This window comes from Rhizobium sp. LEGMi-198b, from assembly GCF_054114205.1.
On record NZ_JBSYVH010000007.1, the window covers coordinates 186,611 to 203,901 of the forward strand.

3 protein-coding genes are annotated in these 17,291 nt (G+C 62.0%); all 3 read right to left on the bottom strand.

All coding sequences use genetic code 11. From position 1 onward, the window contains the following. Nucleotide 1 precedes the first annotated feature (1 nt). The 3 genes from ACXHXG_RS24600 to ACXHXG_RS24610 all read right to left on the bottom strand — a co-directional run bounded on the left by ACXHXG_RS24600 (nt 2) and on the right by ACXHXG_RS24610 (nt 17,262). The gene (locus ACXHXG_RS24600) at nt 2-14,851 is read right to left on the bottom strand and encodes a hemagglutinin repeat-containing protein (protein ID WP_457901166.1); all 14,850 of its coding nucleotides are present in this window, start codon (nt 14,849-14,851) and stop codon (nt 2-4) included. A 204-nt stretch (nt 14,852-15,055) separates the two neighbouring features. Beyond that, complete coding sequence (locus tag ACXHXG_RS24605) at nt 15,056-15,517, bottom strand: hypothetical protein (protein ID WP_104826429.1); 462 nt, start codon at nt 15,515-15,517, stop codon at nt 15,056-15,058. Between the two features lie 20 nt (nt 15,518-15,537). After that, a complete protein-coding gene (locus tag ACXHXG_RS24610) occupies nt 15,538-17,262 on the bottom strand; it encodes a ShlB/FhaC/HecB family hemolysin secretion/activation protein (RefSeq protein ID WP_457901167.1) in 1,725 nt (574 codons plus the stop codon). Nucleotides 17,263-17,291: the final 29 nt, after the last annotated feature.

Genomic DNA, 17,291 nt, shown 5'->3' on the forward strand with positions numbered 1-17,291 from the left:
TTTACCACAATGTAAGGCTGTCGGTCGCGGGATTATATACATAAACGTTACCGCCGGTGCTGCGAACGCCATTAATAAGGGGACCGGAAACGTTTTGAGTCCTAGGGCTTACCACCAAGTTCAGCGGCTGCTCAGCTTCAATAGCAGCTTGAATTTGAGCACGCAATTGATTGGACATTGAGAGATTCTGAACATTCTTAGCTTCGAGCATGCCGCCGACGTTTGCTCCCCAAAGATCGGGAACGGTCGTCACCTGCGTGCCATCATGTAGTATAACTGTTACAGGAGTCGTATTCTTGGCACCCCCAACGTGCCCAAAGGCGTCCACAACCTGCTGCTCGAACTCGGTCCCGTTTTGCCAATTTATTATTACCTGCGCTGTGTTATTTGGAACATTGGTGCCGATAGTTGCCGCTTTCTGAGCAGCTGCAACATCATCATAGATTGCGCCGTTTGGCCCGGCAATAACGACATTGCCTTCTTCATCGACAACGCGGAGGTAACCTTGCGGCAAGCCGCCAACGTCGTTCGCAGCCGCTCCTGCGGAGGTAAGGGGCTTGTATCCGGCCGGTACGACAACAGTGGTACCATCTGACGCGACTATCGTGCGCGTCCCGGCTGCTGCAGTTTCCGCCGCGGCCAGTTCCTCTAATTGCGCTTCGGCTTTTGCCGCATTGCTCGCCACTATCGCGGGCGGTACTTCCGGGCAGACGGTTGCAGCAACGCAGCCAGCTACCGCTATGGCTTGCGTACACGCGATGGGGTTCGAGAACATGCAGTACGCGTAGACTTCAGGGGCAACGACGGCGCCAGCGCCAGCTAGTACCACGATCGCCCCGACGGCCATACCGGTATTCGTCCGGCTGATTTCCGTCATTGCGCCGTCGATCGCATCGGGAATCGACGTGTTGTTGTTGACTGCGTTGGCCACATATCTGGCGAGGATGACATCGAGATAGACAGCCCCTTTACCCGCCGTGAATTGGGCCAACGTATCGGCGTCGATGTCGAGGTTGAGCGCGCTGTCTCCCGGCTGGCGATCCGGGAAGACGTCAATACCGGCTCGGTCTAGGCGGGCGGCGTATTGGAGGAATGCATCGATTTTCGATCTGCAGGCATCCGAGCCGGGATCTGCCTTACAGGTGGTCATCAGATCGACGTCGTTCTGAAGCGACAGCTTTTGGTAGCTTCTAACGACTGCCCACTCTTCGGCGCAGTCCGACTGGCATGCCTCCGCCCTCTTCAGAGCTGAAACCGCCTTGAAGAGATCCTTGTCAGCGAGATAGTTGTATTTGTAGTTTGCCGCTGCATAGGCCGCACCTTCGCCACTACTGATGGCGCCAGCCGCCAGAGCTGACAGACTTTGGCCGAGCAAGGTCGCAAGTTGCCTACCTTCTTCGGTCCCTTCGTATTTGGTGCCTTTGAGCATGCCATCGACAAGGTCTGAGATCGCCGAAGCGAGCAGCGTGGACGTCGCCCCGCCAAGTGCTCCCTTCAGGGCACCCTCCCAGCCGTTGACACCACCAAGCAAACCACCACCAATCGCATGCAAGAGCGCACGGCCAGCACCTCCTTCGCCCCAGAAGGCGCGCTCTTCATCCGTCTGTGCCTTTAACATGAAGTCGTTGGCAATCGTCGCCACAAGACCTGCCATAGAGGCCTCAGCAGCCTGCAGATCGGCCTGTGTCTTGTACTGCTGTTGCAAGATGTTCTGCAGATCGGGGAGGCTGGGCAGCGAAGTGTTGGTATTGGTCGTGTCACGACGGATTGTTGAGATATCCTGGACCTGATGGGCCGGATCGATGATGGTGATGCCGATGTTGGAACCGATCACCGAATAGGCCTTGCCGGTGGCACTGTCGCCATCCTTGACCGGCGGCGCAATGGAAAGCCCGTTGGTGCCAATCGAGCCACCGTAGGTGTCGGCCTTCCAAGTCGAATGGGTGTCAATATCGGAAACCGTCAACGTGCCGGTGGAGAAGCTATTGCGTTCGGCGCTAGCATCGCTGGTGATCAGGCCGCCGACCAGCGTCGTCTGGCCAGCGACGTTGATATCAAGGCCGCCTGTGCCGGCGTGAATGCCAGATTGTTCGCTGACCAGGACCGCATCGCCCTTCGCGTTTTGCGTGACGCCCGAGACGTTGAAGCTGCCGATGCCGACCGTGCCGGAGAGGCTGAGCTGATCGGCATTGGCTTTTGCCGTATCAACCAGGCTTTCGATCGTCAGGTTCTTAACGTCGGCGGTGACTGAGCCGCCGGTGACGGTCGCGCCTCTAAGAGCGAGATCGTTTGTGACGATCGTCACGTCGCCAGTGCCGTCCACATGGGTGTTGGTGTGGGTTACACTTCTCGTGCCGCTCCCGCCCTCGCCATAGGAGGCGCTGGCGTAAACGCCCGTCTTCTCGCAGCCGCCCTTCGTGCCGCAAGAGAAACCGACACCGACGCTGGCGCTCCAGGAACTGTTGGAACTCGACGAATCCGACGTGCCAGTAGCCGCATTGAGATTGATGTCGCCGTCTTCGGCTGAAAGGAAGATATCGCCCGTCAGCGGATCGCCGGAGATGGTGGGCAGCCCGGACTTGTCGTAGCCAGCCAGGATCTGCGCGCCGTCGCTGGTGATCGATCCGTTCTCAGCCTCCATGGTGATCGATCGACCGGCGCGGATATCGGTGACCACCGGGTTCGAAACGGTCGACGAGGAACTGCTTTCCTGATGGCTGATGCCAGCGGAGAGCGAAATGTCGAATTGCAGACCTTTCTTATCTTTATCAGTGCCGTTGAGCTGCTGATAACCCTGTTTCAAGTCCAGATAGCCCTGATAGAAGCCCAAGGCGGCAATAGCAGTGTTGGTAACGGCATTGACCCCACCACTGTCGGTGAGACGCTCGGCGGAGTTATAGATGCTCTGAGCTGCCTTCCCAACCTGGCTCGAAACCGTCAGCGTCACGCCGGCGAAGGTCTTCTCATGGACCTCCTGGTAATTGGTGACGTCGTTCGCCGACAGCAGGTTGATGTCGTTGTTGGCGAACAAGTTGACATCACGTTCGGCGGAGGCGCTGGTCGCCTGCAGGTTGACGTTGTTCCCGGCAGAAATGTTGAGGTCGCGGCCGGCAGTCAGCGTCGAGATGGCGTTGGTATCGGACTGCTGGGCTGTCTCGTCCTTGGTCTTCTGTGCGCCGATGCCGATGGAAAAGCCGCCACCGCCTGTGGAGAAGGATAGGCCGAAGCCGGACTTCTTCTGCGTCTGCGATTCCGACGAGCTTTCCGCACCCGGCGTGACATTGACGTCTTGCGCAGCCGACAGATTGATGTCCTGATCGGCGCTGATCGACGAGCCCATGATGTTCAGGTTGGTCTTGCGGGCCGTCAGATTAACGTCCTCGCCGGCGCTGAGTTCAGAGCCGACGTTGTCCGTGGAGGACTGCTTTCCGTCTTTCTCGTTCTTGCCGTAGAGCGAGATGAAGCCGCCGCCGGAGCCGACGAAAAGGCCGGAATCCTTGCGCTCGAGATCGGATTGATGGTTCTCCTGCGCGCCAATGACGGCCACGCTGTCGCCGGAGACATTGATGGAGCCATCAGCATCGACCTTCGAGCCGGCGATGACGGCCGCCTTGCCGGCGTCGAGATTGACATCGCCGGAAGCAGATAGCGCGGAACCGACCGTTGTCTCGTTATAGCCGTCATAGCTCGAGCTGCCATTCCGCAGGAAACCCTTACGCTTGGCGCTGTCGTTCTCAGTCTCGTTGTCCTTGCCGGCCGTCACGACCAGATTGCCGCCGGACTGGATGCTGAGATCGGCAACGTGATCGCTGTCCCCGGCCGTCACGGTCGAGGCCGACACTGTGGTGTCGCCGCCGGAGATGATGGTTGTACCATCCCTGCCGGAGATCGAAGAGCCGACTGCGGTGGTATCATCCAGATGGCCGGAGGCCTTTTCCTTGATGGAGGTACCGAGGAAGCCGGACTTCTTCGAAGAGGAGTGAACGTCGAGCGTCGAGGAATCCGTCGCCTCGGCGATGGTCACATCGCCAGTGGCCTGCAGACCGAGTGACCCTTCAGCGGAGATCTTCGAGCCGATCACATTGAGGTCGCCACCGGATTTGGCGACGAGATCGCCGCCGGCTGTAATCTCGGAGCCGGTGTGCGTGGTCGACGATGACGAGTTTGCCCCGAAGTTCGACGAGGATTGGCTCTGCGACGTCGAGATATTGATATCGCCTTTGGAGGTCAGGCCGACACTGCCATCCGCCGATAGTTGCGCACCTGAGATCAGCAGGCCCGTATTGCCGTTGACAACCAAATTGCCGGTCGCGATGAGCTGCGAGGCTTGCTGATCAATGCCGGCCGTTTTGGTGTAGCCGTCGTTGGTCAGACGAGCGACATCGGTCGAGATTACATTGACCGGTCCTTGTTTCGCCGTGACAGTCAGATTGCCGCCAGCCTTTGCCGTGGAAGCGCTGATATTGACGTTGCCATCGGCGGTGATGCCGAGATTGGTGCCGGCAGTGATGCGGGTGCCGGTTGCATTCTGCTGGCCGCCATTGTCGACCTTGGTGGCGGCGAGCGTTACGGTCTGGCCGGAAAGCTGGGCTGAGCCGCCGGTGGCGATCTTGGCGCCCTGTGAGTTCAGCGTGCCGCCGGCGGCGATCTGCAGGTTGCCGGCGGCCGATATGCCAGCATTGGTATTGACGACATTCTGGCCGCCGATGTTCATCGTCTGGGCGGCCAGCGTGATGCCGTTGGTGGCATTGAGGTTCATGTTGCCGCCGGCGAGGAAGACGCCGCCATTGGCCTTGATGTCGGTGGCATTGATGGTCATGCCGTCGGCGGCAGCAATGGCGCCGGAATTGTCGACGGAGCCGGCATCGATGCTGACCGTGTTGCCGGCGATGACGGCGGCGCTGTTGTTGACCTTGGCGCGGTCGGCGGCCGAGAGATAGACGACGGGCACCAGCACCTGCGCCCCGTCGACGATCTCGGTCTGGTAGATGACGATCGACTGGGTGAGCGACGCCGCCTGCTCGGGCGTCAGCGCCTGGCCGAGGGCAAGGCCGTTGGTCTCGGCATAGGCGACACCATTGTCGAGCAGCGACTTCATCTGGTCGGTGGCATTGTTGCCGGGAATGAAGGAGCCGGAGCCGAGGCCATCGCCGACCAGTTGCCGCATCTGCTCGTCAATGAGCTGGTTGTCGAAATAGGCGTCGCCGAGGAAGGGAACCTGCGTCTCCGGCGTATAGCCGATCCGGTCGATAAAATAGGCCGAGCCGTAGAACTTCGATACGTCGAGGAAGGCTGCCCGCGTTTCGAACAGGAAGACCTGGCCGGGAACGGTGCCGCCGACGCCACCGGACTGCGGCTTGGCAAGCGCGGCGAGCTGAGCGCCGTTCACCTGCAGCATCTGGGCAAGATTGCCGTTGTTGCCGATGGCGGCGGTGAGCTTGCCCATCAAGCTATTGGGATTGACCGAGGCGCCACCGGTGGTCAAGGCAGTCGAATTGATCGAAGGTCCGCCGGCGGCGGTCACGCCGTTGCCGCTCAGCGAGGCGCTACCATTCGCCGTCAGGCTGCCGCCGCTGATCGAGGCGCCACTGGCGGTCAGGATGCTGCCATTGACCGAGGCACTGCTGGCCGCCGTCAGATTATTGCCGCTGATCGACGCACCAACGGCCATCAGGCTGCTGCTACTGACCGTTGGAACACTTCCGATCGTTGTGCTGCCACCCCCCAAGGACGGGCCGCTACTGACACTCGCACCGCCATTGGCAGCGACACTGGTAAGCGCGGCGTTGACATTGAACAAGGCGCCGCCCGCCGTCATGCTGTTAAGTGCCGAGAGCGGATTGCCGGGATTACTCAAGGCCGCGAAGCCTGCGCCTCCCGACACGGATCCCGCGGCGGAGCTGTTGTTGATTGCGCCGAATGAGAGACTGAGTGCGCCGGCAGCCTTGATGTTGCCTGAAGCGCCGCCGATGATCTGCGAGTTCGAGACAATCGAGGTGCCATTGGCGATGTTGCGCGACGGATCAGCGGTGCCATTGGCATTGTAGGCCGTGCACGCACTTTCGGCACTACAGGTCAGCGTTGTCGTGCGATAAAGCGCAACACCTTCGTTGGTGAGTGCGGATCCCCTTAGCGTCGCGTTGCCGTCGGCCTCGATCGAGCTGTAGGAATTGGTGAGATTGGTGGCATCGATCGTCAGATTGCCGCCGGCGTGGATCACCGCCTCGGCACTCAACGACGCCGTAAACCGATCCTCATAGACCGATTGGCTGATATTGGCGCCGCCGTCCCAGGTATAAGTCGTGCTGGTGTCGGAGCCGCTGCGGACGACTTCATCGACGATGAAGTATCTGGAGGGGTTGTTAGGATCGAGAACGGGATTACCGTTCGCATCCTTGGGAACACGAGCCTTGATCCAGTCGAAGATCGGGCGAACTTCTGTCGGGCCACTGCCGCTGACCCAGGTCCAGGCGCGGTAGGAGGTGCCATCGGCGAGCGTTGCGACCGAATACAACAGCGGCTGGTAGTCGGAAAACAGTCCCGGATCGACGCCCGCATAGAGCTGGAACATATTCTGGTCGGTCGATTCCAGATAGGCGAAGGGCTGACCGGCGACAGCAGGATTAAGGACGAAAGTACCGACGACAGCACCGGAGGAGACCAACTGGCCCATCACCCAGGTCGGCGCCGCCGATCGCCTGTTGCTGAGATTCCCGGTGAGGATCGACATGTCGCCGCCGGCCTGGATAAGACCGGACACATTGGCGACCGCCGCATTGCGCTGACCGGCAGTAGCCCCCTGGATGGTCAGCCCATTGTTGGCGACGATGGCCCCTTGATCATTGGTGAGCACGCCGCCGACGAAGAAGTTGGCGTTGTTGCCGGCAAAGACGAGGCCGGAGGGGCTGTTGTAGAAATCCCCTGATACGTTGAAGGTGAGATCGTTGCCGGCGGCGAGCAGACCGGCATTACCGAGCGACGGCAGATTAAGCGTCAGGTCGTGCGCGGCAAGCAGCGAGGTGCCGGCCGTCGTGGTAAGGCCTGCGGCGGAGACGGTGATGTCGCCGGAGCCGCCACCGTTGGTGACAGCGCTGACGTCGGCGTTGGAGAGGTCGGCATTGCCGGAAAGATTGAGTGTCAGGCCGCCGAAGACGAGATTGCTGCCGGAAAGATTGGCGGAAGAGGCGTTGACGATCAGCGTGCCGGCGCCGGCAATCGCGCTGCCCCGGCTGCCGGAAAGATCGAGGGCGCCGGTGTTGAGGGTGAGATTGCCGCCGACACGGGTGGTGCTGGTATAGCTGATGGAACCGGGTGCGGTGAGCGTGGCATTGCCGAGGCTCTGCAGGCTGGCATAGCCGATGTTCTGCGTTGCCGTGGCGGCAACACTGCCGCCTGAGAGCAGTACATTGGCGTTGATGCTGCCGCTGGAGGCGGCAAGTGTCATCGCGCCGGTGTGCTGCAGCATCAGGCTGCCGCCTGAGGCCGCACTGGTGGCGGCAAAGTCGACGCCGGACACCAGGCTGTTGATTGTCATCGACCGGGCAGCAAGATTGGCGTTGCGCGCGGCCAGCGACTGGCCGCTAAGCGTGATCGCATTGCCGGCATTTACCGTCAGGTCGCCATGGGCAACGGCATTGGTGCTGACATTGCCCGCCGCATTGGCGGTGATGCTGCCGGCGGCCATCAGGCTGCTGACAGAGATGTCGCCGGACGTCGCCTGCAGCGTCAGATCACCCGCATTGCCGAGAACGATATTGCCGCTTGCCGATTGGCTGGTGGCGGTAAAATCGACGCCGGCGACGATGACATTGCCGCTGATGCTGGATCCGGTGATCGAGACGTCGCTGGCGCCAAGAAGCTGGCCGTTGATCGCAATCGCGCCGGGGCTGGTGGACGAGCCGATCGCCACCGTGCCGTGGCTGGTGATATTGCCGCCGGTAAGGGCGCTGGCCGCCACATCGAGACTGCCGGCAACGATCAACGTGCCGGCCGTGACGCTTGTCGCAACGATGTCGAGATCGCCACTAGATCCGAGAGCGATGGCGCCGTTTGACGATTGCGCGGTAGAGGCAAAATCGACGCCGGTGACGGCCTGACCGACCTGGACGGCCTGGCCGGAGAGCGAGACATCATCGGCGCTCAGAAGCTGGCCGGTGACAATGACACTGCTGCTGCCGGCAAGGGTGACATCGCCATGGGCGGTGACGGCGCCGGCTGTAATGGTGGCAGCGCTGGCGTCGATATCGCCGGCCGACAGCATGGTCGACGTTGCAAGACCGGCGGAGGCGTAAAGATCCATGGCGCCGGACGATGCCAGCACGATACTTCCGCCGGCGGCATTGGTCGCGGCAAAATCGATGCCGGAGATCAGGGTGGGGGCGCTGATGCTGCCGCCATTGATGGTGAGGTTGCCGGCGGCAAGCACCTGGTTGCTGACATCGACATTGCCGAGAATACCGACCTTACCGTGGCTGGTGATGCCGTCGGCCCGAAGATTGGCCGCCTGTGCCGTAAAGTCGCCAGCCGACAACATGATTTGCGAGACGATATCGCCTGTCGCGGTGAGGTTCATGGCACCCGATGATCCGAGCACGATATTGCCGCCGGCCGCGGTGGTGGCGGCAAAGTCGATGCCGGAGATCAGCACCGGCGCGCTGATGCTGCTGCCGTTGATGGTGAGATCACCGGCTGCCAGGATCTGGCTGGTGACATCGACGTTGCCGTTGATCCCGACCTTACCGTGGCTGGTGATGCTGCCGGCCTGGAGATCGGCAGCCGTCGCAGCAAAGTCGCCAGCAGACAGGATGGTGCCGGCTGTGGCATCGCCGGAGACGGTGAGGTTCATGGCGCCCGATGATCCGAGCACGATATTGCCGCCGGCCGCATCGGTCGCGGCAAAATCGACGCCGGACACCAGAAGGCCGGCACTGAGGCTGCTGCCGTCGATGGTGAGATTCCCGGCCGACAGCACTTGGCCGCTGACATCGACGCGACCGGTTCCGGTCGTCGTGCCGCTGGCCTTCAGATCGACGGTACCATGGCTGGTGATGCTCCCCGCCGTCAGGTCGAGCGCTTGCGCTGTGAGCTCGCCGGCGGACAACAGCGTGCCGATGCTGAGATCGCCCGTCGATGTCAACCACACGTCGCCGCTCACCGTCTGGACGATGTTGCCGCTGGCAGCCGCGGTGCTTGCGGAATCGACCCCGGAGACGATGGCGCCGGCGGTGATGCTGGAACCGGAGATAGTGATGTCGCCGCCGCCAAGAACCTGGCCATTCACTGTGGTCGCGCCAGCAAGCGTGATGTCCTGATGCCCGGTGATCGCGTCGGCAGTGAGAGTGGCCGCGCTGACATCGATGGCGCCGGCAGCCTGCATGGTCGATGCCGCGGCGTTGCCGCTGACCGCAACCGTCAGATCGCCTGCCTGGCCAAGCACGATATCACCGCCGGCAGCATTGGTGGCGTCAAAGTCGATGCCGGCGACAAGGGTTTGGGCACTTAAGCTCTGGCCGGTGATCAGCACATTGCCGGAGCCGAGCACCTGACCATTGACGACGATGGCGCCGCCGAGCGTCACATCGCCATGCGCCGTCATGGCATCGGCCGTGACGGTCGAACCGGCAGCGCTGAGATCGCCCGCCGACAGCAACGTGCCCGTATTGATGTCGCCGGCCGAGGTCAGCGTCAGATCGCCACTGCTGGCAAGGACGATGTTGCCACCGGCGGCCACCGTTGCGTCGAAGTCGATGCCGGAAACGACCGCACTCGCTGTGATGCTGGAACCGGAGATGTCAATGTTGCCGCCACCGAGGACCTGGCCGCTGACGGCAGTGGTGCCGGAAAGCGTGATGTCCTTGTGGCCGGTGATCGCGTCAGAGGTAACGGAAGCTGCACTGATGTCGATTGCGCCGGCGGCCTGTATGGTCGAGGCCGCCGCGGCGCCGCTGACCGAAACGGTCAAGTCGCCGGTTTGGCCAAGGACGATATTGCCGCTAACGGCATTGGTGGCATCGAAGTCGATGCCGGCGATGAGGGTCTGGGCCGACAGGCTCTGGCCGGAGATCGAGACGTTGCCGGCACCAAGAATCTGGCCGCTGACGCTGATGGCGCCGCCAAGCATGACATCGCCATGAGCCGTAACCGCATCAGCAGTGACGATAGTGCCGCTGGCATTGAGATCGCCGGCCGACAGCAGCGTGCCGGCGTCGACATTACCGGTCGAGGTAAGCGTCAGATCGCCACTGCCGGCAAGGACGATATTGCCGCCGCCGGCGGATGTGGCAGCGAAGTCGACACCGGAAACGATGGTGCCGGCCTCGATGCTGGAGCCGGAGATGGTGACGTCGCCGCCACCCAGGACTTGACCGTTAATCCTGGTCGCACCGGAAAGGCTGATGTCCTGATGACCGGTGATCGTGTCAGCGGTGACGGTGGCGCCGCTAACATCGATGACGCCGGCGGCCTGGATCGTCGACGCCACAGCCGCGCCGCTAGCGGAGACCGTTAGATCGCCGGTCTGGCCAAGGACGATATTGCCGCTAGCGGCCTTGGTGGCGTCGAAGTCGATGCCGGCGACAAGGGTCTGTGCTGACAGGCTTTGGCCGGTGATCGAGACGTTGCCGGAGCTCAGAATCTGGCCGCTGACGTCGATCGCGCCGCCGAGCATGATATCGCCATGGGCTGTGACGGAATCCGCGCTGACACTGGTGCCCGTCACGTTGAGATCGCCGGCCGACAGCAGCGTGCCGGCATCAACGATCCCCGTCGAAGCAAGGGTCAGATCGCCGCCGTTGGCAAGGACGATATTGCCGCCGCCAGCAGACGTGGCGGCGAAGTCAACGCCGGAGACGACGGCGCCGGCCTTGATGCTGGAGCCGGAGATGTCAATGTTGCCGCCGCCGAGGACTTGGCCGCTAATGTCTACGCGACCGCTTGCGGTCGTCGTGCTGGTCGCGCCGGCAAGGATGATATCCTTGTGACCGGTGATCGCGTCAGAGGTAACGGACGCTGCAGTGACGTCGATCGCACCGGCCGCCTGAATGGTCGATGCCGCCGCGCCGCCGCTGACGGAAACCGTCAGATCGCCTGTCTGACCGAAGACGATAGTACCGCCAGCGACATTCGTGGCATCGAAGTCAATGCCGGCGACAAGCGTCTGCGCCGACAGGCTTTGGCCGGTGATCGATACGTTCCCGGACCCGAGGATTTGATCGCTAACACTGATCGCGCCGCCGAGCGTCACGTCGCCATGAGCCGTGAGGCTGTCCGCCGTGACGGTCGAACCAGCAGCATTGAGATCACCGGCAGAGAGCAGCGTGCTGGCATTGATGATCCCGGTCGCGGTGAGGCTCAGATCGCCGCTGCTGGCAAGCACGATGCCGCTACCAGACGCAGCCGTCGCGGCAAAGTCGACACCGGAGACTATGGTGCCGGCCTTGATGCTGGAGCCGGAGACGGTGATGTCGCCGCCACCGAGGACCTGACTATTAACAGTCGTCGCCCCGGAAAGGCTGATGTCCTGATGACCGGTGATCGTGTCAGCGGTCACGGTGGCCGCATTGACGTCGATAACGCCGGCAGCCTGTACAGTTGATGCCGCCGCGGCGCCACTAACCGAGACCGTCAGGTCACCGGTTTGGCCGAGGGTGATGTTGCCACCGGCGGCGTCGGTGGCGTCGAAATCAATGCCGGCGACCAGGGTCTGTGCCGACAGGCTTTGGCCGCTGATCGATACGTTGCCAGCGCCGAGGATCTGGTCGGTGACGCTGATGGCGCCGCCGAGCATCATGTCGCCATGCGCTGTGATGGAATCCGCGGTGACAGTGGTGCCTGTCGCATGGAGATCGCCGGCCGACAGCAGCGTGCCAACGTCGATATCGGCGGTCGCGGCCAGCGTCAGATCGCCACTGTTGGCGAGTGCGATGCCACCGCCAGAAGCAGCCGTTGCCGCGAAATCAACGCCGGAGACGATGACGCCAGCCTTGATGCTGGAACCGGAGATATCGATGTCGCTGCCGCCAAGGACTTGGCCGCTTACGTTAGTCGCACCGGCAAGCGTAATGTCGTTGTGGGCGGTGATCGCATCCGCAGTGATGGTCGCGCCGCTGGCATTGAGATTGCCGGCGGCCTGTATGGTCGGGGCTGTAATGGCGCCGCTGACCGCAACCGTCAGATCGCCGCTGGATGTGAGCGTGATCGTGCCGCCGGCGGCATTGGTGGCGTCGAAGTCGATGCCGGCGATGAGGGTCTGGGCCGCCAGGCTTTGGCCGGTGATCAGCACATTGCCGGCGCCAAGGATCTGATCGCTCACGCTGATGGCGCCGCCAAGCGTCATGTCGCCATGGGCCGAGATATTGTCGGCGGTGATACTCGCGGCGCTCGCATTAAGATCGCCTGAAGACAGCAGCGTCCCGGCAGTGAGCGCACCAGAGGCGGTCAATGTGAGATTGCCGGTTCCGGCGGCCGTTGTGCCAAGGACAATCGTGCCGCCGGCGGTGTCGGTGGCGGCGATATCGACGCCGGAGACAATGGCGTCGGCCGCAATGCTGGACCCGGAGACGCTAACATTGCCGCCACCAAGGACCTGGCCGCTGACATCGACGCGACCGCTGCCTGTCGCCGTGCTCGTGGCGCCGGCAAGGGTGATATCCTTGTGGCCGGTAACGGTGTCGGCGGTGATCGTCTGGCCGACCGCATCGATCGCGCCGGCGGCAAGGATCGTCCCGATCTGGACGGCGCCGGTGCTGTCGTCGATCGTCAGGTCGCCGCTACTCGCCAGCACGATATTGCCGCCGGTCGCCTTGGTTGCGGCAAAGTCGACACCGGAGGCTAGAAGATCGGTGCTGACACCATTGGCGTTGCCGTTGATGGTGATGGCACCAGCCCCGAGCAACTGGCTGGCGACATCGACGCCGGCATCGATGTCGATATTACCGTGGCTCGTCAGATTGTTGGCCTGCAGCAGGTTGGCCTGAGCGGTGAGATCGCCGGCCGACAGCAGCGTATCGACGTCGATCGTGCCGGCGGCGGCGGTCAGATCGAGCGTGCCGGCCGTCCCGAGAGTGATATTGCCGCCGGCCGCATCAGTGGCGGTAAAATCGACGCCGGAGGCAATCGTCGTTGCCTGAATGCCGGCCCCGGAGATGGCGATATCACTGCCGCCCAGGATCTGGCCGCTAACGTTCACGAGACCGTTTGCGGCCGTCGCGCCGGTGGCGTTGATTGTGATGGTGCCGTGGCCCGTGATGGTCTGGGCCGTCAGCGACGTCGCATCGACCGTGATGTTGCCGGATGACAGCAGGCTTGCGGCATTGACCGCACCGCTTGTTGCCGTCAGTTGTAGGTCGGCGGCGCTCGCCAGCACGGTTCTGCCGGCCGCATCCGCCTGCGTTGCGGCGATGTCGAGGCCGGAGACGGTGGCGCCGGTCGATATCGAGCGGCCGGTAGCGGCAATCTTGCCTTGCGCGAACACCGTGCCGGCAATGGAAATGTCGAGACCGGCGGTAAGGCCGATATTGTTGTAGCTCAGCAGCGATGCGGCCGCGATCGCGCCGGAGGTCGCCGTGACCGACAATGCGCCCTTGCTGCTGACGGCCCCCGTGAGGCTGATATTGCCGGCCGACGCCGACAGTGACGCTATTCCACCGGCCGTGACATTCGCACCAGAGATGCCGCCCGCCGATGTCATCGCCACATTCATGGCGCTGTTGACGTCGCCGGTCACACTCAACAGGTCCGCGCCGCTCGACAAGGCGATATCGTCGTCGGCAGCGACCGATTGCAGCGTGATGCCGGCATCGGCCTGAATGGCGAGCTTTGCCTTCGAGCTCACCTTGGCCGCCGTCACCTTGGACTTCGAGGTGATGGAGACGCCCTGGCTGCCCGACACATTGCCGATCGAAATCTTGCCGTCGGCCGACAGCGTCAGGTCTCCGGCATTGGCGGCCATGTCGCCGCTCATATTGACGCCGGCGCCCTTCTCGGTGACGACCATCTTGATGCGATCGGCCTGCATGGCGCCGAGCGCTGTGCCATCGATGGCGTATTCCGGCGTGCCGGAGACGGAGGTCAGTGCCGTCGCCTCGCCCGTCGCATAGTCATATTTGTTCGCTCCGGCCGTCAGGCGCAGCGTCTTGCCGTAGACCGGGCCGTTGACGTGAATGCTGCGGGAGACGACGTCGAAGAGATCGACAGAACCGGGGCTGGCCGCAAAGTTGCCGCCGGCGCCCTCGAAGGTCACATCGCCGCCATTGACGGTAAACCCTGTCAGGCTGCCGTCGGCGCCGATGGTGGGAACGCCGGTGGTCAGGGTGGCATGCGGCGTGTTGATGAAGCCGCAGCCGTTGCAGGTGATTCCGTTAGGATTCGCTACTATGACGTCCGCTTTGGTGCCGAACACTTCCGTCGGGCCATTCAGGGCCGAGCGGTTGCCGCTGGTGACTTCGTTGAGGATCACCGAGGCGGGGTTCGAGGCATTGAGGTTCGGATTGCCCGGCGTCACCCCGCCGAGGTTCGAGGTGCCTTCCTCGCCCTTGAAATTGTTGAGGATGGCACCCTGGGTCCCGACATTCAGGTCGTTGTATTTGTTGTGCGACAGTCCAGCCGCGTTTGGGGTGACGATGTCGACCAGCGGCACGCCGTTCGGAGCCGCTCCGACACTCGGCTGGTTGGCGACAGGGGCCGTCGTGCTTGCCGAGATCGATTGGGCATTGGCAATCGCCGGCTGGAATATCAGCAGGCCGCTCAGCAGCAGCGCCAAAGACTGGTGGGCAAAACGCATGAGGCGGTGGCCAAGGACCTCGCCTGCTTCGATGCCGCATTTTGCTGTCGCAGGCTTACGCCGCACGATCATCCTGCTCATGGCACGCCTTCCGGTGCTTGATTTTTGCGACAGCTCAATACCGTCTTGGTTGTAGTGGCATGCAGAGCGAGACCATGGCTTCGGGATGGGAGTCAACGTCGGCATGGGTTTGAGGTAAACGGATTTAAAACAAAAAATCTGTTATTTGGTGCGATCGCGGCGGCCCCCGATTGTGCCGCGATCGCACAGTTCGCTTTAGTCTCTCTTGGCCGGTGGCGTCTTCACACCGCCGTCGAGCCTCTTGTAAACTTCGCCCAATTGCGACTTGGGCGCCGGGCACTTTCTCGAACGGGCAAGGTCGGTCAGCACCTGGTTGCGATTGCGCAAGGCGTCGATCTCGACCTTCTCCGGTGATTTTGGATCCATGAAGAATAGCGCCGGCCAGAAGAGAAGAACGCCGGTGGCGCCTAGAATGACGTTTTTGCCTTGAGCTTGCGAGCGCTCCTTGACCGTTGCAAGAATCTGGCGTTCGTTGGCTGCGAATTCGCGCGAAACCCCGCCGCAATCAAGCCCACCGTCGCCAACATTGGTCGAGGCGATCGGGTGCGCCTCGCGGCCACCGCAGCTCGAGAGCGCGATTGCACAGCAAAGGAGTGCAGCCGCAGAACGCAACGCCAGAGGCGCTGTCTTGTTGTCTTTTCGAATGACTAAATTCATGATTTTCCTCTTTATATTGGTTACCACCGTACGGAGGAGCTGACGAAAAGCAGTCCCGTATTCTTTTTATCGACAGTGCCGGCCAGCACGTCGGAATAGCCGATGTCGAGATTGAGATTGCCGCCTGCGAGCTTGGCCCCAACGGTCCAGCCGAGCATGTCGCCGCCCTCGATCTGATAGCGCGTCTGAGAGGCGATCCGGCCGTAGTCTAGCCCGGCATAGGGGCGGAACTCGCCGAGCAATTTAGCAAGGGCGGCATTGTCGACGAAGGGCTGCGTCCGCCAGACGAAATCATTGCGAATGAAAAAGCCGTCATTGCCGTAAAGCGTGCTCTCGCGCGTACCGCGGACGGTGGAATTGCTGCCGAGCGAGATCTGTTCGGCTCCGAACAGATTGTCCGGCGAATATTGTCCAGTCAGGATCGAATTGACCTCAAAGCGCTGTTCGCCGAGCTGGAGCGGCCGGGTCATGGTGATGGTGCCGGTGAACTTTGAGAACCGCGGATCGGCATTGCCTGCCCCGGCATCGCCTGGGTCGACGGCATCAAAGAGGTTGAGACCTTGGTTGTAGGAAAGATCGAAGACCCAGAGGCCGCCCAGCATGCGCCGCGAGTGAGAGATGCCGAGGTCCCCGACGGTATATTTGCGGCTGCCGACCTCGATCTTGCTGCCGAGCAGGAAATTGTTGGTTTCCTTGTAGGTTAAGCCGCTGTTTAAGGTGGTGATCGAATCCTTGTCGCGGAGGATGACGCGGTCGGCACCGACACCGAGCTGCTTGGAATTGCCCGACGTCTGCAAGGTCCCGAAATTGCCGGGAACCGAACTGTCATAGCCGTACCAAGCGCCGTTTGCCGAGAGCGTCCAATAGCCGTAGGGGACGCTGACATTGCCGGTCAAGCTATCGCTCCGGCCTTGGCCGTCATCCCGCCAGGGATAGTTCGGCCCCGTATGCTCGTAGCCAAAGCTCCACTGATCATTGACGCCGAAGAGGTTGTCGTAACCGAGGGAGGTCGATGTCTTTGAGTATCCCGTCTGTTCTTGGCCGAGGTTGCTGTTGCCGAAGGAGACGTGCCAGGGATGGCTGGGCTTGTTCTCGATATTGAGGATGGACGTGCCGCTGGTCTTACCTGGCAGCATTGCCGTCTTGGCGTTGTTGGAACTCAGCCGATTGATCTGGTCGAGGCCCTGCTCGATGTCGCGCAGGTTGACGATGTGGTCCTTCATGCCGGGAAAGGCGGTGGCAAGCATGCCGGAGCCCATCACACCGGAAACAGGCGCCGGCTTGCCGTTGATATAGATGTCGGAGAGATCGCCCTCGACAGCGACCAGACGCAATGTCTTCGTCTTGGCAATGTCTTGCGCCGGCACGTAGACACGCGAGGTGACGAAACCCCTGTTGAGATAGAGATAGGTCAAATCGCGGAGCAACGTGTTGATATCGCCGACACCGATGCAATGGTTGCGATAGGGTGCCGTCACCTTGTCGATATCAGCGGTCGGGAATTGCTTGACCCCCTCCACCTCAACATCCGTGACGGCAAAACAGGGGCCGCCTTTTTGCGCGCCGGCGGCCTGCCGTTCACCGGTCGGCACCTCCGAGGGCTTCGGCGTGCTCTTGCGCAGCGCATCGAGGCGCTGCTCTTCATTCCGCTGCGCGTGGCGGCGGGCGAAATCGTCATTTGGCGATTGCTGCGCAACCGCCATCGACGCCGTCAGAGCCGTGGCAAGCAACACAAGGATACGCATGATGAGGGAGGACGCCGCGAAGGCAAGAC

Excerpts from the sequence above, each read along its gene's own strand:
- ACXHXG_RS24600 (WP_457901166.1), bottom strand. The coding sequence starts at position 14,851 with ATGATCGTGCGGCGTAAGCCTGCGACAGCAAAATGCGGCATCGAAGCA.
- ACXHXG_RS24605 (WP_104826429.1), bottom strand. The coding sequence starts at position 15,517 with ATGAATTTAGTCATTCGAAAAGACAACAAGACAGCGCCTCTGGCGTTG.
- ACXHXG_RS24610 (WP_457901167.1), bottom strand. The coding sequence starts at position 17,262 with ATGCGTATCCTTGTGTTGCTTGCCACGGCTCTGACGGCGTCGATGGCG.